This window comes from Actinomadura sp. ATCC 39365, assembly GCF_054392275.1.
Map to the genome: position 1 here is coordinate 7,265,621 of NZ_CP184335.1, position 21,039 is coordinate 7,286,659.

General features: G+C 73.5%; 19 protein-coding genes. 13 read left to right on the top strand and 6 right to left on the bottom strand.

Annotated elements, in window-relative coordinates; translation table 11 throughout:
- Positions 1-615, bottom strand: coding sequence for a 30S ribosomal protein S4 (rpsD, locus tag ACNF49_RS35485; protein ID WP_482945630.1), 615 nt, complete (start codon positions 613-615; stop codon positions 1-3).
- Between the two features lie 67 nt (positions 616-682).
- On the opposite strand from rpsD, the gene ACNF49_RS35490 reads away from it, so the two are divergent.
- From ACNF49_RS35490 to ACNF49_RS35505, 4 genes are all read left to right on the top strand, one after another.
- Positions 683-1,384 carry a DUF2470 domain-containing protein gene (locus tag ACNF49_RS35490; protein WP_357969304.1) on the top strand — a complete coding sequence of 234 codons (702 nt, stop codon included), beginning with the start codon at positions 683-685 and terminating at the stop codon, positions 1,382-1,384.
- A gap of 156 nt (positions 1,385-1,540) precedes the next feature.
- On the top strand, positions 1,541-2,059 hold the full coding sequence (locus ACNF49_RS35495) for a hypothetical protein (protein ID WP_482940300.1): 519 nt from the start codon (positions 1,541-1,543) through the stop codon (positions 2,057-2,059).
- A gap of 110 nt (positions 2,060-2,169) precedes the next feature.
- A complete protein-coding gene (locus ACNF49_RS35500; RefSeq protein ID WP_357969298.1) occupies positions 2,170-2,466 on the top strand; it encodes a hypothetical protein in 297 nt (98 codons plus the stop codon).
- Positions 2,463-3,773 carry a protein kinase family protein gene (locus ACNF49_RS35505; protein WP_482940301.1) on the top strand — a complete coding sequence of 437 codons (1,311 nt, stop codon included), beginning with the start codon at positions 2,463-2,465 and terminating at the stop codon, positions 3,771-3,773. The genes ACNF49_RS35500 and ACNF49_RS35505 overlap by 4 nt, the downstream gene beginning before the upstream one ends.
- An 18-nt stretch (positions 3,774-3,791) precedes the next feature.
- Here ACNF49_RS35505 and ACNF49_RS35510 read toward each other — a convergent pair whose 3' ends face one another.
- A complete protein-coding gene (locus ACNF49_RS35510) occupies positions 3,792-4,424 on the bottom strand; it encodes a TetR/AcrR family transcriptional regulator C-terminal domain-containing protein (RefSeq protein WP_482940302.1) in 633 nt (210 codons plus the stop codon).
- A 52-nt stretch (positions 4,425-4,476) separates the two neighbouring features.
- On the opposite strand from ACNF49_RS35510, the gene ACNF49_RS35515 reads away from it, so the two are divergent.
- Complete coding sequence (locus ACNF49_RS35515; RefSeq protein ID WP_482940303.1) at positions 4,477-6,051, top strand: ATP-binding cassette domain-containing protein; 1,575 nt, start codon at positions 4,477-4,479, stop codon at positions 6,049-6,051.
- Here the strand turns inward: ACNF49_RS35515 and ACNF49_RS35520 are convergent.
- Positions 6,048-7,259 carry an ROK family protein gene (locus ACNF49_RS35520; protein ID WP_482940304.1) on the bottom strand — a complete coding sequence of 404 codons (1,212 nt, stop codon included), beginning with the start codon at positions 7,257-7,259 and terminating at the stop codon, positions 6,048-6,050. The genes ACNF49_RS35515 and ACNF49_RS35520 overlap by 4 nt on opposite strands.
- Before the next feature lie 215 nt (positions 7,260-7,474).
- On the opposite strand from ACNF49_RS35520, the gene zwf reads away from it, so the two are divergent.
- From zwf to ACNF49_RS35560, 8 genes are all read left to right on the top strand, one after another.
- Positions 7,475-8,878: a glucose-6-phosphate dehydrogenase gene (zwf, locus tag ACNF49_RS35525; RefSeq protein ID WP_482945631.1), complete on the top strand. Its 1,404-nt coding sequence runs from the start codon at positions 7,475-7,477 to the stop codon at positions 8,876-8,878.
- Positions 8,875-10,818, top strand: coding sequence for a phosphogluconate dehydratase (edd, locus tag ACNF49_RS35530; protein WP_357969282.1), 1,944 nt, complete (start codon positions 8,875-8,877; stop codon positions 10,816-10,818). Before zwf ends, edd begins: the two co-directional genes overlap by 4 nt.
- 103 nt (positions 10,819-10,921) lie before the next feature.
- Positions 10,922-11,887, top strand: coding sequence for a glucokinase (gene glk / locus ACNF49_RS35535; RefSeq protein WP_482940305.1), 966 nt, complete (start codon positions 10,922-10,924; stop codon positions 11,885-11,887).
- Between the two features lie 58 nt (positions 11,888-11,945).
- Entirely contained in the window at positions 11,946-12,560 is a 615-nt protein-coding gene (gene eda, locus ACNF49_RS35540; RefSeq protein ID WP_482940306.1) for a bifunctional 4-hydroxy-2-oxoglutarate aldolase/2-dehydro-3-deoxy-phosphogluconate aldolase, read from the top strand.
- A gap of 723 nt (positions 12,561-13,283) precedes the next feature.
- Positions 13,284-14,066: an IclR family transcriptional regulator gene (locus ACNF49_RS35545; RefSeq protein WP_482940307.1), complete on the top strand. Its 783-nt coding sequence runs from the start codon at positions 13,284-13,286 to the stop codon at positions 14,064-14,066.
- A gap of 347 nt (positions 14,067-14,413) precedes the next feature.
- Positions 14,414-15,550: a cytochrome P450 gene (locus tag ACNF49_RS35550; RefSeq protein WP_482940308.1), complete on the top strand. Its 1,137-nt coding sequence runs from the start codon at positions 14,414-14,416 to the stop codon at positions 15,548-15,550.
- Between the two features lie 120 nt (positions 15,551-15,670).
- Complete coding sequence (locus ACNF49_RS35555) at positions 15,671-16,528, top strand: serine/threonine-protein kinase (protein WP_482940309.1); 858 nt, start codon at positions 15,671-15,673, stop codon at positions 16,526-16,528.
- Between the two features lie 1,007 nt (positions 16,529-17,535).
- The gene (locus tag ACNF49_RS35560) at positions 17,536-17,979 is read left to right on the top strand and encodes a DUF4352 domain-containing protein (protein ID WP_482940310.1); all 444 of its coding nucleotides are present in this window, start codon (positions 17,536-17,538) and stop codon (positions 17,977-17,979) included.
- A gap of 511 nt (positions 17,980-18,490) precedes the next feature.
- Here the strand turns inward: ACNF49_RS35560 and ACNF49_RS35565 are convergent.
- The 3 genes from ACNF49_RS35565 to ACNF49_RS35575 are packed head-to-tail and all read right to left on the bottom strand — an operon-like array spanning position 18,491 to position 20,747.
- Positions 18,491-19,396, bottom strand: coding sequence for a D-isomer specific 2-hydroxyacid dehydrogenase family protein (locus ACNF49_RS35565; RefSeq protein ID WP_482940311.1), 906 nt, complete (start codon positions 19,394-19,396; stop codon positions 18,491-18,493).
- On the bottom strand, positions 19,393-20,130 hold the full coding sequence (locus ACNF49_RS35570; RefSeq protein ID WP_482940312.1) for a FadR/GntR family transcriptional regulator: 738 nt from the start codon (positions 20,128-20,130) through the stop codon (positions 19,393-19,395). The genes ACNF49_RS35565 and ACNF49_RS35570 overlap by 4 nt, the downstream gene beginning before the upstream one ends.
- On the bottom strand, positions 20,127-20,747 hold the full coding sequence (locus ACNF49_RS35575) for a bifunctional 4-hydroxy-2-oxoglutarate aldolase/2-dehydro-3-deoxy-phosphogluconate aldolase (protein WP_482940313.1): 621 nt from the start codon (positions 20,745-20,747) through the stop codon (positions 20,127-20,129). The genes ACNF49_RS35570 and ACNF49_RS35575 overlap by 4 nt, the downstream gene beginning before the upstream one ends.
- Positions 20,748-21,039: the final 292 nt, after the last annotated feature.

Genomic DNA, 21,039 nt, shown 5'->3' on the forward strand with positions numbered 1-21,039 from the left:
CTAACGAGAATAGAACTCCACCACGAGCTGCTCCTCCACGGGGACCGCGATCTGCTCACGCTCGGGCCGCTGCAGCAGGGTGGCGCGCAGATCGGCGTGGTCGACCGACAGGTAGGCCGCGGTGCGTTCGTCGGCGTACACGCCCTCGGCGGCGGCCACGAAGGGCTGCATCCGGCGTGAGCGCTCCCGCACGGTGATGACCTGGCCGGGTTTGACCAGGTAGCTGGGGATGTCCACCTTGCGGCCGTCCACGGCGATGTGGCCGTGGTTGACGTACTGGCGGGCGGCGTAGATCGACGGGGCCAGGCCGGCTCGCAGGACCAGGGAGGCCAGACGGGTCTCCAGGATGGTGACCAGCTCGGCGCCCGAGGCGCCCGGCTTGCGCACCGCCAGGTCCCAGTAGCGGCGCAGCTGCCGCTCGGACACGTCGTAGTACCAGCGCAGCTTCTGCTTCTCCATCAGCCGCAGCCCGTAGTCGCCGGTGGTGCGGCGGTTGGTCTTGCGGCCGTGCTCGCCCGGCGGGTAGGGGCGCTGCTCGAAGTAGCGGACGGCTTTCCTGGTCAGCGGGACGCCCGCGCGACGCGACAGTCGCACCTTCGGGCCGGTGTAGCGCACGTTCACCTCAATGTGGTTAGGTAATCCTTACTTAGGTAAGGCTAACCTATCAGTGGATGTGATCTCAATGTTGCCCCTCGCCGAGCGGATCCGTACTCTCGCCTCGACCTCGACGCTGGCCAAGCTCACGGTGGACGGCGCCTGCTCCCCCGCCCGGGGCGGCGTGGACGAGAGCGGCCGCCCGGTGCTGCTGGTCCGGCCCGGCGAACCCCTGCACGGCCTGCGCGAGGACGCCGTGGTCGCGGTGAACCTGACGGCCATGCGGCAGCTCGGCGCGGTGACACATCCGCGGGCGATGATCGAGGTGCACGGATGGGCGGAGGCCGTGCCGGAGTCGCAGGCCCGCTCCGCGGCGGTGGCGGTGGCCGCGCACAGCGCCGACGAGGGCCTGTTCGAGGCCCTGGAGCGGTACGGCCGCCCCGACGCCCCGCGCCTGCTGCGTCTGGATGTGGCCCAGGTCGTCTACCTGACCGGCCAGGAGTCCGGCCTGCTGGACGCCGACGACTACCTCGGCGCGGCCCCCGACCCGCTGACCGAGACGGCCGAACGGGTGATCGCGCACGTCAACGACTCACACCGGCCGCAGCTCACCGCGGGCGTGGCCAGGCAGCTCGGCGAGGAGCCCGGCGAGGTGTGGTTGTGGGAGCTCGACCGGTACGGCGCCACCGTGCGCGTGGACGAGTCGCTGGTGCGCTTCCCGTGGCCGGTCCCCGCCCGGTCCGGGCTGTGCCTGGAGACGGCGCTGCGCGGGCTGCTGTGCGCCTGTTGATCACGATTGGCACTGAATTTTCCCGCCGGACGTTCGCCGCGGGACGACGCATGCCCGCACGTCACTACCATCGGGGTACGTGAGCGGAACCCATCGATCAGCGACGCGAGCCGCCTCCTCCTCGCCCGAGGGGGCGCGCGGCGCGGGCGGGCACTGATGGCCGCCGGAGTGCTGCTGGGCACGCTCATGCTGGCCACCGCGGGGGCGCTCATGGGAGACGCGTTCAACTCGCCGGACCTGGACCCGGTGCACTGGCCGCACGACGCGAGCCGGACCTCCGGGAAGCCGGGGCCCGTCGCCGCCGACTCCTCCCGTCCCGCCGCGGTGCGGTCGGAACGCGCCGCCGTCGCCTCCGGTCCTGTCGCCACCACGCCCGCCAAGACCGCCACGGGGCCCACGGTGGCCGGCGCCGCGCCCACCGCGGGCCGTTCCGGCACCATCGGTTCGACGCCGCCGGCCGTCCATCCGGAGGGCGGGCGGGGGACGCGCCGCCCGCACTCGGCCACCCCGCGCCCCGACGCCACCCCGACGCCGGCGCCCTCGCACGGCTCCCGGCCCGGCCCCGAGCCGACGCCGTCCCGGAGCACGGACCCGGCGGCGAGCACCCCGCCGTCCCACCCGCACGGCACCCCGCCGGGCCACCGGCCGTCCAGGACCCACGGCCCCCGGCGCTGACCCGGCGGAAATCCTCGGGCATGCGCCGGTAGACGGGCGTTCACCCGGTTGTTGATCATCCGTCGCCGGCGGCCCGTAGGGTGGGCTCCCCATCGGGGGGACGGAGTGCGATGACGCGGGAGTTCTGGGCGGACGACACGTCGCTGGCCAACGCGGCGCACGCCATGGACGAGTCCGCGGACCTGTTCGGGCGGCACGTGGACACGCTTCTGGGCCGCCTGGCGGGCGGCGGACGCTCTCCGTGGGGCATCGGCGTGGTCGGCATGGCCGTGGACGAGGTCAACCTCCTGGTCGGCGAGGCGTGCGCGCGGCTGCACGAGAGCATGGCCAGCGCCGGGGCGGGCCTGCGGGACATGGCCGCCGTACGCCGCGCCGCCGAGCGGGCGACGGTGATCGACGCTTCATGACGGTGATGCTGCCGCCCCAGCTGGAGATCGCCTTCCAGGCGCTCGGCGTGCCCTGGCCCACGCAGGACGAGGACGGGCTGCGCGCCGGCGCGGCGGCCTACCGTGAATGCGCGGCGGCGCTCGCCGTCCAGGTGACGCCGCTGGTGCGCGAGTCGCTCGGCCGGGCCGCCGGCGGCAACGCGGGCCTGCACATGGAGGCGGTGGCCGCGTTCTGGGACGAGCTGGACCGGGAAGACGACCGCTCCGGCCACCTGTCCAGGCTGGCCACGACCCTGCACGTCCTGGCCGACGGGCACGAGGCCGCGGCGCGGCTGGTGGAGGCGCTGAAGGCGGTGCTCGTCGCGCTCGCCGCCGGGGTGGTCGCCGTCCTGATCTGGGCGGTGGCGGCGGCCGCGGTGAGCGGTGGGGCGGCGGCCCTCCAGGCCAGGTCCGCGCTCCTGTCGCTGCGGGCCGCGGCCACGCGTTTCTGCCGGACCTTCGTCCGCGAGCTGGAGCGCTTCTTCGCCCGCGACCTGGCCACCGGGGTGCGGACGCTCCTGCACCCCGTGCTCCACGCCCGCAAGGCGCGGACCGTGACGAGGGAGCGGGCGGCCGGCCGGCCGGTCGGCGCCGCCGAACGCGACCTGCTGGCCCGGCTGAGCCGGGTACGGGAGAAGGACGTCGTCCCGTACCCGCACGCCGGTGACGACGGCGTCTACCTGATCACCTTCGACGACGGCGGCCACGCGATCTACAAGCTGGCCCCCGCCCGCAGCCCCCGGGAGACGGTGCCCAGGTCGGGCATGCCGCGCCGCGAGGCCGAGTCGTACCGGTTCAGCGAGCGCCTGGGCTGGGACCTCGTGCCGCCCACGACGACCTGGGACGGCCCGTACGGGCACGGCTCGGTGCAGCTGTGGGTGGAGAACGCGCGCGGCGGCCGCATGCGCGGCGTGCCGGAGATCCAGCGCGAGCGCGCGGCCGTCTTCGACTACGTCATCGGCAGCCTGGACCGGCACTCGGAGAACTACCTGACCGACGAGGCCGGCGGCCTGCGGCTGATCGACAACGCGCTGTCCCATCCGCGGTCGCACACCCGGGCCATGCGCTCGCCGTTCCTCGTGGCCTACCGGGACGAGCCGCTCAGCCCCGGGGTCGTCGCCGACCTGCGGGCGCTGGACCTGGAGGAGGAGGCCCGCCTGCTGCGCGAGTCCGGGTTCGGGCACCGGGAGATCAGGGGCAGGCTCCGGCGGCTGCAGGAGCTGCGGGAGCACGGCATGATCACCTCGTCGGCGTGGCGCGGTCACATCCAGTCCGGCGACAGCTGGTGACGGCGGCCTCCGGCCGGTTCACCCCTCGCCGGTGTCGGGCGTCATGCCGCGCAGCAGGTAGCCGAGGCCGGTGCCGAAGGTGGCGTCCCAGTCGTGGCCGAGGCCGTGCTCGGCCAGCGCCGGGTAGCTGGCGGCCCGCTCGCGCAGGAACGCGTCGGTGTCGAGCCGGTCGCGGCGCTGCCAGGTGACCTGCATGATGACCGAGCCCATGACGTAGTTGGACAGGCTGTAGGCGGCCTGCGGGCCGTCCAGGCCGGCCCCGGACAGGGTGCGGTAGAGGAACTCGGTGCGTTCCAGGGCGTTGGGGCCCATGAGCGGGCGGTCGAGGATGGTGGCCGACCAGGGGTGGCGCAGCAGGGCGGCGCGCCAGCCGGCCATCAGGTCGCGCGCGGCGGCCCGCCAGCCGGCGTGCCCGCCGGGGAGCGGCACCTCGCCGAAGACGGCGTCGAGCGCCAGGTCAAGGACGTCCTCCTTGGTCCGGACGTGCCAGTAGAGGGTGGTCGAGCCCGTGTCGAGGCGCTCGGCCAGGCGGCGCATGGTCAGCCCGGCCACGCCCTCCTCGTCGAGCAGCGCGACGGCCTCGGCGACGATCCGGTCGAGCGTCAGCCTCGGCTTGGCGTCCTTGCGGGGGCGCACCCATACGTTGTCCACCCGATGGATAATACGTTGTACGCGAACCGGATCGATGGTCTAGTAATAGAACATGGGTCATATCGAGGTGAGCGGCGTGACGTACCTGCTGCCGGACGGGCGTCCGCTGCTGCTGGAGGCGTCGTTCAAGGTGGGCGACGGCGCCAAGGCGGCGCTGGTCGGCCCCAACGGCGCGGGCAAGACGACGCTGCTCCGGCTGATCGCGGGCGACCTGCGGCCCGACGACGGGCGCATCACCACCGGCGGCGGCGTCGGGGTGATGCGGCAGTTCCTCGGCACCGGCAGCGTGCGCGACCTGCTGCTGGGCGTCGCGCCCGCGCGGGTGCGGGCGGCCGCGGCCGAGCTGGCCCGCGCAGAGTCGGCGATCGGGCGGTGCGACGACGAGCCCCGGCAGCTCGCCTACGCCCAGGCCGTCGCCGACTACGCCGACGCGGGCGGCTACGAGCTGGAGGTGGTGTGGGACGTGTGCGCGACCGAGGCGCTCGGGCTGCCCTACGAACAGGTCGCCGGCCGAGGGCTGGCCACGCTGTCCGGCGGCGAGCAGAAGCGGCTGATGCTGGAGGCGCTGCTGCGCGGTCCTGACGAGATCCTGCTGCTCGACGAGCCGGACAACTACCTCGACGTGCCGGCCAAGCAGTGGCTGGAGCGGGCGGTCAGGAGCTCGGCCAAGACCGTGCTGCTGGTCTCGCACGACCGGCGGCTGCTGGCCGAGGCGGCCGACCGCGTCGTCACCGTCGAGGGGCGCGAGGTGTGGGTGCACGGCGGCGGCTTCGCCGGTTACGCCGAGGCGCGCAGGCGGCGCGGCGAGCGTCTGGAGGAGCGGCGGCGGCGCTGGGAGGACGAGCGGGCCCGGCTGCGCCGGCTGGTGCACGTGCTGCGGCAGCGGTCGGCCAACAACGACGCGCTCGCGGGGGCCTACCGGTCGGCGGTGTCCCGGCTGGAGCGCTTCGAGAAGGCGGGGCCGCCGAGCCGGCCGCCGAAGGAGCAGAACGTACGGATGCGGCTGCGCGGCGGGCGTACCGGGAAGCGGGCCGTGACGTGCGAGGATCTGGAGCTGACCGGGCTGGTGCGGCCCTTCTCGGCCGAGGTGGCCTACGGCGAGCGGGTCGGCGTGCTGGGCCTGAACGGCACCGGGAAGAGCCACTTCCTGCGCCTGCTGGCCGGCGAGCCCGTCGCGCACACCGGCGTGGCCCGGCTGGGCGCCCGCGTCGTCCCCGGCCACTTCGCGCAGACCCATCTGCGGCCCGACCTGCACGGGCGGCCCGTCGCCGAGCTGGTGACCGAGACGTTCGCGCTGACCAGGAACGACGCCATGGCCGCGCTGGCCCGCTACGAGCTGGCGCCGGCCGGCGGGCAGCGGTTCGAGACGTTGTCGGGCGGCCAGCAGGCGCGGCTGCAGATCCTGCTGCTGGAGCTGTCGGGGGCGACGCTGCTGCTGCTCGACGAGCCGACCGACAATCTCGACCTGGCCAGCGCGCAGGCGTTGCAGGAGGGGCTGGGCGGCTTCGCGGGAACGGTGCTGGCGGTCACGCACGACCGCTGGTTCGCCGACGACCTGGACCGTCACCTGATCTTCGGCGCGGACGGCGTGGTGCGGGAGAGCCCCGAACCCCGCTGGGACCTCTAGCCGGCGCCGGCCAGGCCGTGCTCGCGGCGCAGCGTCGAGACCGTCATCGTCTCGTCGACCGCCTCGGGCGAGAGCACGGCGTCGAGCACCATCACCGCGCAGCCGCTGATGCCCGCGCCCGCGCCGAGCCGGCTCGGCTCGATGCGCAGCCGCCGGGTGGCCAGGGCGGTGGAGCGGCGGTAGACGACCTCGCGGATGCTCGACACCAGCGGGCCGAACGCCTCGGCCATGTCGCCGCCGAGCACCACGACCGAGGGGTTGAGGATGTTGACCGCCCCGGCCAGCACCTCGCCGATGCGGCGGCCGGCCGTGCGCACGATGGCCATCGTCTCGGCGTCACCGGCGCGCACCAGCGCGGTCACGTCGGCGATGGTCCTGACGTCCTTGCCCGCCTCGCGCAGGTCGCGCAGCAGCGCGGTGCCGCTGGCGACGGAGTCGACGCAGTCGGTGTTGCCGCAGCGGCACAACACGCCGCCGCCGTCGAGCACGGGGATGTGGCCGATCTCGCCGGCCGCGCCGAGCGCGCCGCGCAGGATCTCGCCGCCGGCGATCACGCCCGCGCCGATGCGGGTGGAGACCTTCACGAACATCAGGTCGCCGAGGTCGGGGTAGGCGCCGCGGTGCTCGCCGATGGCCAGCACGTTGACGTCGTTGTCGACGAGCACCGGCACGGGGAAACGCTCGCGGATGATCGGCGGGATGACCACGCCGGTCCACGAGGCCATCACCCGGGCGCTCTCGGTGCGGCCCTGGGCGAACTCGACGGTGGCGGGCACGCCCATGCCGACGCCCCTGACGCAGGAGCGGGGGCGGTCGCCGAGCAGCTCGTCCCAGGTGTCCATGAGCAGCGGGAGCACGACGTCGGGGCCCTGCTCGACGTCGATGAAGAAGTCACGGCCGGCCAGCTCGCGGCCGGCCAGGTCGCAGACCGCGACCCGGGTGCGGCTCGCGCCCAGCGCGGCGACCAGGACGACGCCGCCCCCGGCGTTGAACTCCAGCCGGACCGGCGGCCGCCCGCCGGTCGAGGGGGCGTCGGTGCGCTCGACGACCAGGCCGCGGTCGAGCAGCTCGCCCACGCGCAGCTGCACCGCCGGGCGCGACAGACCGGTCACCCGGCCGAGGTCGGCGCGCGTGACGGCCTCACCCGTGCGGATGAGGCGGAGCACCTCGCCACTCGTGGCGAGGGTCGCGGCGGTACGTCGAGGCATCGGCCAAGTGAATCACATGGGCTTCGGTAATGAAAAGTGAAGACTTTTTCATCTCAGATGCCAAAACCCTGCTTGTGCACGACCCAAACTCTCGTTAGTGTCCGTTCTGTCCTTGCTTGGTAGATCAACGGAGCTTCGCCTTGTCCCCCCTCTCGACCGCCAGCCCCGCCCATACCGCCGATCTCGTCGTCTTCGGCGGCACCGGCGACCTGTCCATGCGCAAGCTGATCCCGGCGCTCTACCACAGCGACAGGGACGGCCGGCTGTCCCCCGAGACCCGCGTCATCGCCATGTCCCGGGGCGGGCTGACCGACGCCGACTTCCGCGGCAAGGTGGACGCCGAGGTACGCGACCAGGTCCCCGTGGACGACCCCGCCGTCCGGCAGCGCTTCCTGGGCCGCCTGCACCACGTCTCGGTGGACGTCGGCGGCGAGGACAAGTCGGGCTGGGGCGCGCTGACCAGGCTGCTGGCCGGTCACGAGCAGCGCGACCGGGTGTTCTACCTGGCCAGCCCGCCGATGACGTTCGGCCCCTTCTGCCGCGAGCTGGAGGAGGCCGGCCTGGTCACCCCGCTGTCGCGGGTGGTGCTGGAGAAGCCGCTCGGCCGCGACCTGCCCAGCGCCCAGCGGATCAACGACGAGGTCGGCGCCATCTTCGACGAGCGCCAGATCTTCCGCATCGACCACTACCTGGGCAAGGAGACGGTGCAGAACCTGCTGGTGCTGCGCTTCGCCAACGCGTTCCTGGAGCCGATCTGGAACTCGTTGTGGATCGACCACGTCCAGATCACCGCCGCCGAGACCGTCGGCACGCCGGGACGGCGCGGCTACTACGACCACGCGGGCGCGCTGCGCGACATGGTGCAGAACCACCTGCTCCAGCTCCTCACGCTGACCGCGATGGAGCCGCCGTCGCGCAACGACCGCGAGTCCATCCGGGACGAGAAGGTCAAGGTGCTGCAGTCGCTGCGGCCGATCGTGGGGACCGAGGTGGACCGGTTCACCGTGCGCGGCCAGTACACCGAGGCCGGCGGCATGCCGTCCTACCTGGACGAGCCGGCCTCCACGCCGACGACCGAGGCCTCGCGGCGGGTGGAGACGTTCACCGCGATCCGGGCCGAGATCAAGAACTGGCGCTGGGCGGGGGTGCCGTTCTACCTGCGGACCGGCAAGCGCATGCCGTACCGGCGGTCGGAGATCGTGGTGCAGTTCAAGGACGTGCCGCACTCCATCTTCCCGGGCGGCACGCCGAACCGCCTGGTGCTGCGGCTGCAGCCCGAGGAGGGCATCGAGCTGCACATCATGGCCAAGGAGCCGGGCGCGGGCGAGGTGACGCTGAAGCCGGTACCGCTGTCGCTCAGCTTCGGCAAGACGTTCACCGCGCGGGTGCCGGAGGCGTACGAGCGGCTGCTGACCGACGTGCTGGCGGGCAACCCGACGCTGTTCATGCGGCGTGACGAGGTGGAGGCGGCCTGGCGCTGGATCGATCCGATCCTGGCGGCCTGGGAGTCCTCCGCCGACCTGCCCGAGCCCTACCCCGCAGGAACCACCGGCCCCGCCGGGGCCCACGAACTGCTCGGCCGCAGCGGTCGCGCCTGGCACGAGGAGGAAGACCTGTGAATTCCGTCATCCAGGAGATCACCGATCGCATCGCCGAGCGCAGCGCGGCCAGCCGTACCGCCTACCTGGCGCGGATCCGGCGCGACGGCGAGGCGGCGCGGGCCAAGGGCCCGGCGCGCGCCCACCTGGGCTGCGCGAACCTGGCGCACGGCTTCGCCGCCGCTTCCGATGAGGACAAGCCCTCGTTGCGAGGCACGGCCAAGCCCGGCGTGGCGATCGTGACCAGCTACAACGACATGCTCTCGGCCCATCAGCCGTACGAGACCTACCCGCCCGAGCTGAAGGCGGCGGTGCGCAGGGCGGGCGGCGTGGCGCAGGTCGCCGGCGGCGTGCCCGCGATGTGCGACGGCATCACGCAGGGCCGCGCCGGCATGGAGCTGTCCCTCTACAGCCGCGACGTGATCGCCATGGCGGCCGCCATCGCGCTGTCGCACGACATGTTCGACTCGTCGCTGCTGCTGGGCGTCTGCGACAAGATCGTGCCGGGCCTGTTCATCGGGGCGCTGCACTTCGGGCACCTGCCGGCGATCTTCGTGCCGGCCGGGCCGATGACCTCCGGCCTGCCGAACAAGGTCAAGGCGCGCACCCGCCAGCTCTTCGCCGAGGGCAAGGTCGGACGGGTGGAGCTGCTGGACGCCGAGGCCAAGTCCTACCACTCCCCCGGCACCTGCACCTTCTACGGCACCGCCAACTCCAACCAGGCGCTGATGGAGGTCATGGGCCTGCACCTGCCCGGCTCGACGTTCGTCAACCCGCACACCGAGCTGCGCCACGCCCTCACCGAGGCGGCCGGCCGCCGCGCGGTGGAGATCACCGCGCACGGCACGGAGTACACGCCGATCGGCGAGCTGGTGGACGAGAAGTCGATCGTGAACGCCTGCGTGGCGCTGCTGGCCACCGGCGGCTCCACCAACCACACGCTGCACCTGGTCGCCATGGCCGCCGCCGCGGGCCTCGTGCTGACCTGGGACGACCTGGCCTGCCTGTCGCGCGTCGTGCCCTCGCTGACCAAGATCTACCCCAACGGCCAGGCGGACGTGAACCACTTCCGCGACGCCGGCGGCATGCAGGTGCTCATCGGCGACCTGCTGGACGAGGGCCTGCTCCACGGCGACGTGCTGACCGTCGCCGGCCCCGGCCTCGACCGCTACCGCGAGGCGCCCTCGCTGGTGGACGGCGAGCTGGTCTGGGAGCCGGTCACGGGCGGCAGCAAGGACCGTGACGTGCTGCGCCCGGTCGCCGAGCCGTTCTCGGCCGACGGCGGCATCCACATGGTCGAGGGCAACCTCGGCCGGGCCGTCAGCAAGGTGTCGGCGGTCAAGCCCGAGCACCTGGTGATCGAGGCCCCGGCCAAGGTGTTCGACGACCAGCTCGACATGCTGCGCGCCTTCGAGGCCGGCGAGCTGGACGGGCAGGACTTCGTGGCCGTCATCCGCTACCAGGGCCCCAGCGCCAACGGCATGCCCGAGCTGCACAAGCTCACGCCGCCGATGGCCGTGCTGCTCGACCGCGGGCAGCGGGTGGCGATCGTCACCGACGGCCGCATGTCGGGCGCGTCGGGCAAGGTGCCCGCGGCCATCCACCTGTCGCCCGAGGCCGCCGACGGCGGCCCGATCGCGATCGTCCGCGACGGCGACGTGATCAGGCTCGACTCGGCCGCCGGGACGCTGGAGCTGCTGGTGCCCGCCGAGGAGCTGGCCCGGCGCACGCCCGAGGGCCGGCCGCTGAGCGACGCGGAGTGGGTCGGCACGGGACGCGAGCTGTTCGCCACGTTCCGCCGCATGGCCGGGCACGCCGAGCAGGGCGCCGGGATCTTCGGGGTGAGCGGCGCCGAGTCGCCGCACCACGGCCCCGGGCTGGGCTTCCCCGCCGAGGCGGGCGCCTCCCACCTGGAGAGCGGCGCGCCCGTGGGCACGCGGGCCGCCGGGCTGGGCCGGTGAGCGTCCGTGGCATGCGTGGTGTCCGTGGCGTCCTTGGCGTCCTTGGCGTCCTTCCGGTGACGGCGGGCGATCTTGGTCTCGCCGTGGGCATCGGAGGTGTGCGATGAGTGCCTTTGACCTTCCCTGGCTGGTCGCCGACATCGGGGGGACCAACGCCCGGTTCGGGCTGGTCACCTCGCCGCAGGCCCGGCCCTCGAACGTCGCGGTGCTGGCCGGCTCCGCCTATCCCACCCTGCCCGACGCCGTCGACGCCTATCTCGCCGAGCACGCGGGCGGGGCGCGGCCGGGCGCGGCGTGCCTGGCGCTGGCCGGGCCGATCGACGGCGACCGCTACCGGCTGACGAACTCGGCGTGGGCCGGGTCCGTACGCGACCTGGGCATCCCGTACGCGGTGCTGCTCAACGACTTCGAGGCGCTGGCCGTGTCGCTGCCCCACCTGGAGGGCCCCGACCTGGTGTCCCTGGGCGGGCCCGAGCCGTCCCACGGCGTCAAGGCCGTGCTGGGTCCCGGGACCGGGCTCGGCGTCGGCGGGCTCGTGCCCACGGACCGGGGCTGGACGCCCGTCCCGGGCGAGGGCGGCCACGTCACGGTGCCGGTGATCGACCGGCGCGAGCTGGAGATCGTACGGGTGCTGCAGGCCGAGGGGCTGCCGCACGTCGTGGCCGAGCACCTGCTGTCCGGCCCCGGCCTGGTACGCCTGCACCGGGCGCTGGCCAAGGTCAACGGCGTGACCGCGCCCGACCTGAACGCCTCCGACATCGTGGCCCGGCTCGACGACTCGCTCTGCGCCGAGACCGTCGAGGTGTTCTGCGAGATGCTGGGCAGCTTCGCCGGGAACGTGGCGCTCACCCTGGGCGCCCGGGGTGGGGTCTACCTGGGCGGCGGGGTGCTGCCCCGTATCGTGGAACGGGTGCGGACCAGCGGCTTCCGTGCCCGGTTCGTCGGCAACCCCGACATGCCCGGATACCTGGAGGCGATCGCCACCACGCTGATCGTCGCGCCCCAGCCGGCGCTCACCGGCGCGGCCGCCTGGCTGCGCGGGCGGGCCACCACCGAACTCGTGGGCTGAGGCCCACCCTGATCACCACTAGACGGCCGTGACCCCGGCCGATGAGGAGAAGACTCTGATGAGCTTGCTCGACCTCGCCCCCGTGATCCCCGTCGTGGTGATCGACGACGTGGCGACCGCCGTGCCGATGGCCGAGGCTCTCGTGGCGGGCGGGCTGCCCGTCATCGAGGTGACGCTGCGCACGCCGGCCGCGCTCGGAGCGATCGAGCGGATCGTCGCCGAGGTGCCGGGGGCCACGGTCGGCGCGGGCACGATCCGCACCACCGCCGACATCTCGGCGGCCGTGGCGGCCGGTTCCCGCTTCCTGGTCTCGCCGGGCACGACGTTGTCGCTGGTGGAGGCGCTGGAGTCCAGCGGTGTGCCGTACCTGCCGGGCGCGGCCACCGTCTCGGAGGTGATGGCGCTGGCCGAGCGCGGCATCAAGGAGCTGAAGTTCTTCCCGGCCGAGGCGGCGGGCGGCGTCGCGTACCTGAAGTCGCTGGCCGGGCCGCTGCCGGACGTACGTTTCTGCCCGACCGGCGGGATCCGGGCCGAGAGCGCCGCCGACTACCTGCGGCTGCCGAACGTGGGCTGCGTGGGTGGAAGCTGGCTCACCCCCGCCGACGCGCTGGCCGCGGGCGACTGGGCCCGCGTGGAGAAGCTCGCCGCCGCCGCCGCGGCCCTGCCCCGCTAGACCCCAGGGCCGCCGCCGTGGCCCTGTGCTTTCCTGCGTTCGTGTCCTCGTGCCGCGCCTTCCCGGGGGCGGGCGCGCGGACGCGGCAGTTCTCGTGGACGGCGGTCCCGGGCGGTGCCCACCGCCCGGACGCTCGCGACCGGCGGTCGGTCCCGCCGGTGAACCGGCAGTCCTGGCACGCGCCGCGCCCGCGCGCACGTGTGCTCGTCACGGACGACGGCGTCGGCGCGGCGTCAGCCGGCCAGGAACGCCTCCTGACCGCGCTGGACGCCCGCGCTGGACGCCGCGTTGGACGGCCGCGTTGGACGACCGCGCTGTCCCGGCGACGACGGCCGGTGAACCCGGCGTCCGCACAGGCTTCATGGACGGCCCGCCGCCGCTCGCACCGCTCACCGGTCCGCGGTGTGCGCAGAGGCTCCAGCCGCTCCGGCGACGCTGCGTGGCCGGAGCGAACACGCGCATGGGCGCCGCCGCCGACGCGCGACCGCCGAGCGGCCGCCGATCGGTCGGCGAGCAGTCGGCGATCGGCCAGCGAGCGCATATGCCGCAAATCTGGACCTATATCCCAGAACCCCCGCTGAAGTGGCCCTTTCCGGGCCCCCGGAGATCATCAGCCTGCGCCGAACCCGGTATTCGGACGCGCAACGGCGGGGTAGGGCAAGGAATGCCAAGCCGTAGCCCCGGGAAGCCCCATCCGCTCCTCGGAGAGCGAAAGGGAGCACCATGCCGCTGGAAACGGCCCGTCAGGAACACCTCACGCGTCCGGTGACGCCGATCGGGAGCCTGGAGCGGGGCATCGACATCCTCCTCGCGCTGAGCGCCGCGCCCCGGCCGGTCAGCCTGGCCCAGCTCAGCCGGAGCACGGGCCTGCCCAAGTCGACGGCCCACCGGATCCTGGGCGTGTTGTGCGCGCGCGAGCTGGCCCGGCGGGTGCGCACCGGCTATCTGCCCGGCCGGCAGCTGGAGACGATGGCCGGCATCGCCCGCAACCGGATCCCCGGGTCGCGGCGGGTGGTGCTGCCGTACCTGCTCTGCCTGCAGGAGACCACCCGCCAGACGGTCAACCTGGCCGTGCCCGCCGGCCTGGAGGCCCGCTACGTCGAGCGCCTGTACGGCCACGACCGCGTCCGGTCCCGCTCCGACGGCACCGACCTCGCGCCGCTGCACTGCACGGCGACCGGCAAGGCGCTGCTGGCCTTCGACACCGGGCTGCGTGCGGAGGTGCTCGGGCAGGGCGGCTTCGAACGGCTGACCAGCCGCACGATCACCGGCGTGGCCACGCTGGAGCGCGAACTGGCCCAGGTCCGCCGGTACGGCGTGGCCTACGCCCAGGAGGAGTACACCGAGGGCGTGTCGTGCGTGGCCGCGCCGGTGTTCGGGCCGGGCGGCGGCGTGTGCATGTCGGTGGGGGTGGCGGCGCCGGGCCCGTCCGCACCGCTGGCCCGGCTGGGCCTCACCGTACGCGGCGCGGCCCAGGCGATCTCGGCCGCGCTGGTGGTGGCCTGAGGTGTTCCGGCTCCTGGAACGCTCCACAGGGCACGGCCCGAAAACGTTCCGCCCAGCGAGACCCCCGCTTGCGCGCCCGGCGGACGGGCGATCGCATGACCCCATGACCTTCCTTCCCGTTCCGGCCACCGAGGAGGCGCCCGCGGCCCGCCGAAGTCAGGCCCGGACGCCGACCGGCACGCGAGCGCCGGCCGGAGACAGGGAGGCACGGACAACCCCGGACACGCGGGCGCCGGCCGAGAACGCCGAGGGCCGTTCGACCCCGGGCACGCGGGCGCCAACCGGAAATGAGCAGGCACGGACGACCCCGGGCACGCGCGCGTCGACCGGGAACGCGGAGGCCACGCGTGCCTAGAGGCCTGCACAGGGCCACCGTGCTGGAGAGCCTGCGCCTGGCCGGCGCCCTCCTGCCGCCCGGCACGCCGCACGCGACGGCCGGCCTCGACCTGCTGCGCTCCCGTGCTCTGCTGACCGGCCTGCACGTGCGGTACGGCGGCCGTCCCGTGCTCGTCCGCGGCCCGCGCCGCACGGCGCTGGTGGTGCTGTCCCAGCGGGACGCCGAACGCGTGTTGTCGGAGCCCGCCTTCGCCCCCACCGTGCGCGAACGGGCCGCCGGCCTGCCCTACGACGTGCTGCGGCCGGCGTTCGCGGAGGTGGCCCGGCAGGAGGCGACGGCGCTGACGGACGGCGTGATCGACTACGCCCGGCTGGAGTCGTGCTGGCAGCGGGTGGCACGGCGATGCGTCTACGGCGCGGGCGCGGCCGACGACGAGGAGCTGAGCGCCCTGCTCGCCCAGGTCAGACGGGCGGGCAGGGGGCGTGCCAGACGCCGTCAGGAGATCCTTTCCGGCCGCTACGACGCCCGCATCCTCGACCACCTGCGCCGCGCCGAGCCCGGCACCCTCGCCGGCCTGCTCGCCGAGACCAGCGGCCCGGAGGCGCGCGGCCTGCGGCAGGCGGCGTTCTGGCTGCTCGGCTTCAGCGTGACCGCCGCCAGCCTCATGCGCACCCTCGCGCTGCTGGCCACCTACCCCGTCCAGCGCAAGTGCGCCCGCGCCGACCCCGACTACCTGCGCGCCTGCCTGCGCGAGGGCCTGCGTCTGTGGCCGCCGGTCCCGGCCCTGTCCCGCCTCACCACCGAGGAGACCGACTGGTACGGCGTCCCGGTGCCGACCGGCACCCACGTGATCCTCCCGTTCGCCACCCACCAGCGCAGCCCCCGCCTGCACTACGCCGACTCCTTCGCCCCCGAGATCTGGCTCGACGGCACCGCCGCCGGCGAATGGTGGGCCCTGCCGCGCTGCGACGGCGTGCACCTGATGCTCGGCGTCGGCACGGCCTTCCTGGGCGGGATCCTGGCCTCGGCCCGCCCCAAGGCATCCGGCCGGCCGCTGTCTCCGCACCGCCCGCTGCCCCAGACGCTGAACGCCGGCCGCCTGCGGGTGACGATGCGCCCGCTGAAGCGGCGTCCAGGCCAGAGCTGACCGGGCTTCGTCGCCACCGGGCCGCGGCTTCTCCGTTAGAGTCTGGGGTGGAAAAAGGCGTACCGGCGGAAGAAACGGTTCGGTTTGCGACGGGATGACGACGGCGAGAGGACGGCGACCGTGGGGCGCTCGGCAGGCACTCCGCTGAAGCCTGAGGATCCGCCGGCGATCGGCCCCTACGAGCTGTTGAGCCGTCTCGGCTCGGGCGGCATGGGCACCGTCTACCTCGCCAGGGGCGCCGACGGGGTCAAGGTGGCACTCAAGGCCATCAGGCGTGACTTCACGGCCGACCCGGTCTACCGGGCGCGTTTCCACGAAGAGGTGTCCAACGCGCGCAAGGTGGCCTCGTTCTGCACCGCGCGGGTGCTCGACCACGGCGAGGACCGCGGGGTGCTCTACCTGGTCACCGAGTACATCGACGGCATCTCGCTGGAAGACCAGCTGATCGAGCACGGCGCGCTGCCGCCGTCGGTGCTGCACTCGGCGGCCGTGGGCGTGGCGGCGGCACTGACCGCCATCCACGCCGCGGGGCTCGTCCACCGCGACCTCAAGCCGGCCAACGTCATGCTGACGCTGGCCGGGCCGCGGGTGATCGACTTCGGCCTGGCGCGCTCCACGCACGTCGACTCCCGGCACACGAACGCCGGCATGGTGATGGGCACGCCCGGATGGATCGCTCCCGAGCAGGTCTTCGAGGGGCGCACCAGCCCGGCCGGCGACGTGTTCGCCTGGGGCTCGCTGATCGCGTACGCGGGGCTCGGCGGGCATCCGTTCGGCGAGGGGGACGCGTACGTGATGGCCGCGCGGGCCCGTACCGCGCCGCCGGACCTGCGCGGCCTGCCCGCCCCCTGGACCGGCTGGTCGCCGCGGCCATCCACCCCGACCCCTCGCGCCGGCCCGCGGCCAAGCAGCTCCTGCTGGAACTGGTGGGCGCGGCCGACGAGCCCGCGGCCCAACTGGCAGCCACCGAACACCTGACGAACGCATGGGACGCCTCGGAGTTCCGCCCCCTCGGCCACACTCCCCCACCCGCCGAACGCACCGGCCCTCCACACCTGCTTCCCCCTGCGGAGCGCACGGGGCCCCGCCCTCCGATGCCCTCCCCGTCGGGCTCTCGCCCTCCGATGCCCTCCCCGTCGGGCTCTCGCCCCCCGATGCCACCTTCCAGCGACCGGACGGGGTCCCGCTCCCCCATGCCACCCGCGGCTGATCGCACGGGATCCCCCGTTCCGATGCCACCCCCGGCTGAACGCACGGGATCCCCCGTTCCGATGCCACCCCCGGCTGAACGCACGGAATCCCACCCTCCGGCGCCCCCCGCAGCCGAACGCACGGGGGCGGGCGCCGCGATGCCGCCTTCCGCCGAGCGCACGGGCCCGCGTCCGCCGCACCTGCCCTCCCCGGCCGAACGCACCGGCCCCCGCCCGCCCATGCCCACCCCGGCAGACCACCCCGGGCCAAACACACCGCAGACCCCGCCCGCGGCCGACCCCGCGGCGCCACACGCCGCCCAGATGCCACCCGCAACCGAGCACACCGGCATGCGTCCGCCGCACATGCCCTCCCCGGCCGAACGCACCGGCCCCCGCCCGCCCATGCCTGCCGCCGCGGAGCACATGGACCAGCGGCCACACATGCCCTCCGGCCCGGAGCACATGGGGCACCGGCCCCCGATGCCTTCGGGCATGGAGCACCCCGGGCAGCAGTCCCCCATGCCGTCGCCCGCCGAGCGCACCGGACCGCGTCCGCCGCAGATGCCCTCCCCGGCCGAGCGCACGGGCCCCCGGCTGCCCATGCCCGCCCCCACGGAGCACCCGGGGCCTCGCGCGCCCCAGATGCCGCCCCCCGTGGACCGGACCGGGAACATCCCGCTCCCCCATCACCAGGCCACCGGCCAGGGACCGCTACCGCCGCACACCACGGGCCAGGGACCGCTGCCCGGGTACGCGCCTCCGCGCCGCAAGCGCGGCGTGTTCACCGGCTGCATGACCGCGCTGGTGATCGTGATCGTCCTGTTCGTGGTGGTCCTGGCCACCCTGGCCTGGATCTTCCGCTTCCCCGCCATAGGCGAGGAAGGCCCGGTACAGGACGGAAAGCTGAAGTTCGCGGTAACCGGCACAAAGTGCCCCCAACCCGCGAAGTCCGCCTCCCGTCGCACCTGCCAGATCACGGTGAAGGTGAACAACGTCGGCCCCGACGCCCGAGTCCTCTACCCCGGCCAGCAGAAGCTGATCGACGAGGACGAGGCCCTGCACGGCGGCAGCAAACTCCTGGACAAGAGCGGCACCGAGATCACCCCCGTTCGCATCGCCCCCGGCCAGTCCTTCACCGGCACGCTGGTGTTCGACCTGCCGAAAAGCGCCGAGCCGGCGGGCCTCGAGGTACACGATTCAGGCCTGAGCGCCGGAGCCCGAGTAGCCCTGAGCTGACCAACAACGCAAACCCGAGCACCAAAACCCAAACAACCCCGGGCCAACCCAGCGGCCCAGACCTAAGCACCGAAGCCCAAATAACCCTGAGCAAACCCAGCGGCTCAAACCTGAGCACCGAAGCCCAACCAACCCTGGGCAAACCCAGCGGCTCAAACCTGAGCACCGAAGCCCAAGCAACCCTGAGCTAACCAACAACGGCAACGTGAGCACCGAAACCCGAGCAATCCCGGCCTAACCCAGCGGCTCAAACCTAAGCGCCGAAGCCCGAGCAACCCTGGGCTAACCAAGAACCAATCCTCAGACCCCAGCAAACCGGCCCCCTCTGCACCGCCACGCATCACCACCCCGCACCGACCACCCGCCCCACGCCAAACCCTCTCCATCGGGCTTTGGTCCATCGACGACGTGATGTCGGCGTCAGTCGAGGGGGCGGGACTCCGGACAAGACGGCACGACGCGCGACAAGGGCACTGCCCCCGTTTCCGATGATGCCCAGAGCCCTGCCCCCTCAGAACCCCTGCTCCGGCGACACCACCCCTTCCATCGGGGCGCCGTCGGCGAAGTGGCGCACGTTCGCGGCCACGCGGTCGGCCAGGCCACGCCAGTAGGACGACGGCGGATTCGCCGTATGCGGCGTGATCAGTACGTTCTCCATGTGCCACAACGGGTGCCCGGACGGCAGCGGCTCCGGATCGGTGACGTCCAGCGCGGCACCACCGATCCGCCCCTCTTGTAGCGCCGTCACCAGGTCGTCGGTCACGACTAGCGCGCCCCGGGCGATGTTGACCAGCCAGGCGTCCGTACGCATGAGGTCAAGCTCGGGAGCACCGATCATGCCCTTGGTGCTCGGCGTGGTCGCAGCGGCGAGGACGACGTACGCGGCCTCCGGCAACGCCTCCCGATAACGGGCACGGGGCAGGATTCGGTGCGCACCGGGCGCCCGGCCGCTGTCAGTGACCGCGATCATCGGACAGCCGAACGGCTCCAGCATCCTGATGAGCGCACGCCCGATGCCCCCGCAGCCGATGACCGCAACCGTCGAGCCGGCGAACTCCCTCGACTCGTTCCTCCCCCACTCGGTGGCTCTGGCCAGCCGGGGCAGATTGCGGGCCGCGCCCAGCATGAGTGCGAGCGCGTGTTCGGCGACGGGCACGCCGTAGGAGCCGGTGGCGGCGGTGAAGACGGGCTCCTCAGTGATCACTCCGGCCTCGGCGTACCGCTCGACGCCCGCCGCGGGCAGCTGCACCCACCGGATGCCGTCATGGATCATGGACCGCAGTTCCTCGGGGCCGCCGCGCCCGCAGTAGACGATCGCCTCGGCGTCCTCCAGCGGCACGACGCTGCCGCCCGACCGCCGTACGGCGTCGACCAACACGGACACCGGCTCAGGGCCGACGTGGACGGCGACGCTCATCGGGGAACCTCCGTGACGTGCTCTCGGGTGTCTGCCAGGATCTGCTCGACCTCGGCGCGGGCCCGTTCGACAATGTCTGCGGCGGCCTGCGCCGCCTCGGTCGCCCGCCCGGCGGCAACCGCTTCGACGATCTCGTGGTGGAGTCCGATGGCGGCCGTCTCCAGGCGTTCGGGCAGGAGCAGCAGCTCGCGCCTGGCTTCGAGCAGCACCTCGGTCACCTCGGCGAGCTGGGCGAACATGCCGTTGCCCGACGCGGTCAGCAGCACCCGGTGGAATGCGGCGTCTGCCCTGACGTATGCCTGGCTGTCACCCTCGCGAGCGGCGGCGTCCATGGCACGGGCGTGGGTGGCGAGCTCGTCCTGCATGCGGGGGTCGGGCCTGGACGCGGCCAGCGCGGCGGCGGCAGGCTCGACCGCGGCGCGCAGCTCGGCCAGCTCACGCAGCTGCGCCTCACGCCCCGGCGAGGCCAGCCGCCAGCGGATCACCTGGGGATCATAAAGGTTCCAGGCGCTCATCGGCCGTACGGTGACCCCGACACGAGGACGGCTGGTGACCACGCGCTTCGACTCCAGTACGCGGACGGCCTCGCGCGCGACGGTCCGGGAAACCCCGTACCGCTCCTGGACGTCCTCCAGGCGCAGCACCTGCCCCGCACGGATCTCCCCGCCCGCCAGCGACCTGCCGACCGCGTCGAGGACCTGCCCGTGCAGGCCCCGTAGCGTCTCCACGCTCATCGGGCCCTCGCCAGCCCGGCCAGCAGCGCCGCGACGCGTTCCCCCGCGGCACCAGGGCCGCCCGAAGTCAGCGCCGAGCCCATGCCGCAGGCCACGGCGCCGGCCGCGATCCACTCCGGCGCATCGTCCACGGTCACGCCGCCGGTGGGGATCGCGGGCGCCTGAGGAAGGGCAGCCCGCACGTCCCGCAGCCAGGACGGCGAAACACCCGACGCCGGAAAGATCTTGACCGCGTCCGCCCCCTCTTCCAGGGCACGAACGATCTCGGTCGGGGTCGCCACGCCCGGGAAGACCGGCACGCCGTAGCGGTGCCCGACGCGGATCACCTCAGGCTGCAGGCTGGGCGAGACCAGGAAGCGCGCGCCGGCCTCCACGGCGGCCCTGGCGGCGGCCGGGTCGAGGACGGTCCCCGCTCCGACCAGCGCGTCGGGCCGCTGCTCGGTGAGCCTTGCCACGGCGCTGAGGGCACGGGGCGTGGTGAGCGCGACCTCGACGGCACGCAATCCGGCATCCAGCACGGCCTCGGCCGACGTCAGCGCCGCCTCGGGCGTGGCCGCTCTGACGATGCCGAACACGCGTTGCTCCGTGACAGCCTGGACGATCTCCCAGCGGTACATGACTTCCTTCCTTCGGTTTCCTCGCCGGCGAACGGCTACGGCGAGCCGCCCTCAGTGGTGACGCAAGATCCCCGCCGGCCCCGGCCAACGCCCCGCCCGCATCCCCACGAACCGTCTTCGCCCCGAGCTCGTCAGCTCATGCACGGACTCACCTCTCGCATGCTCGCCTCAGCCCTGAACTCGTCACCTCACGGACGGACCGTCTCGCGCATGCCCGCCTCAGCTTTGAACTCATCGCCCCACAGACGAACCGTTTCTCGCATGCCCACCTTCAGGCGAACCGCCTCCGCCG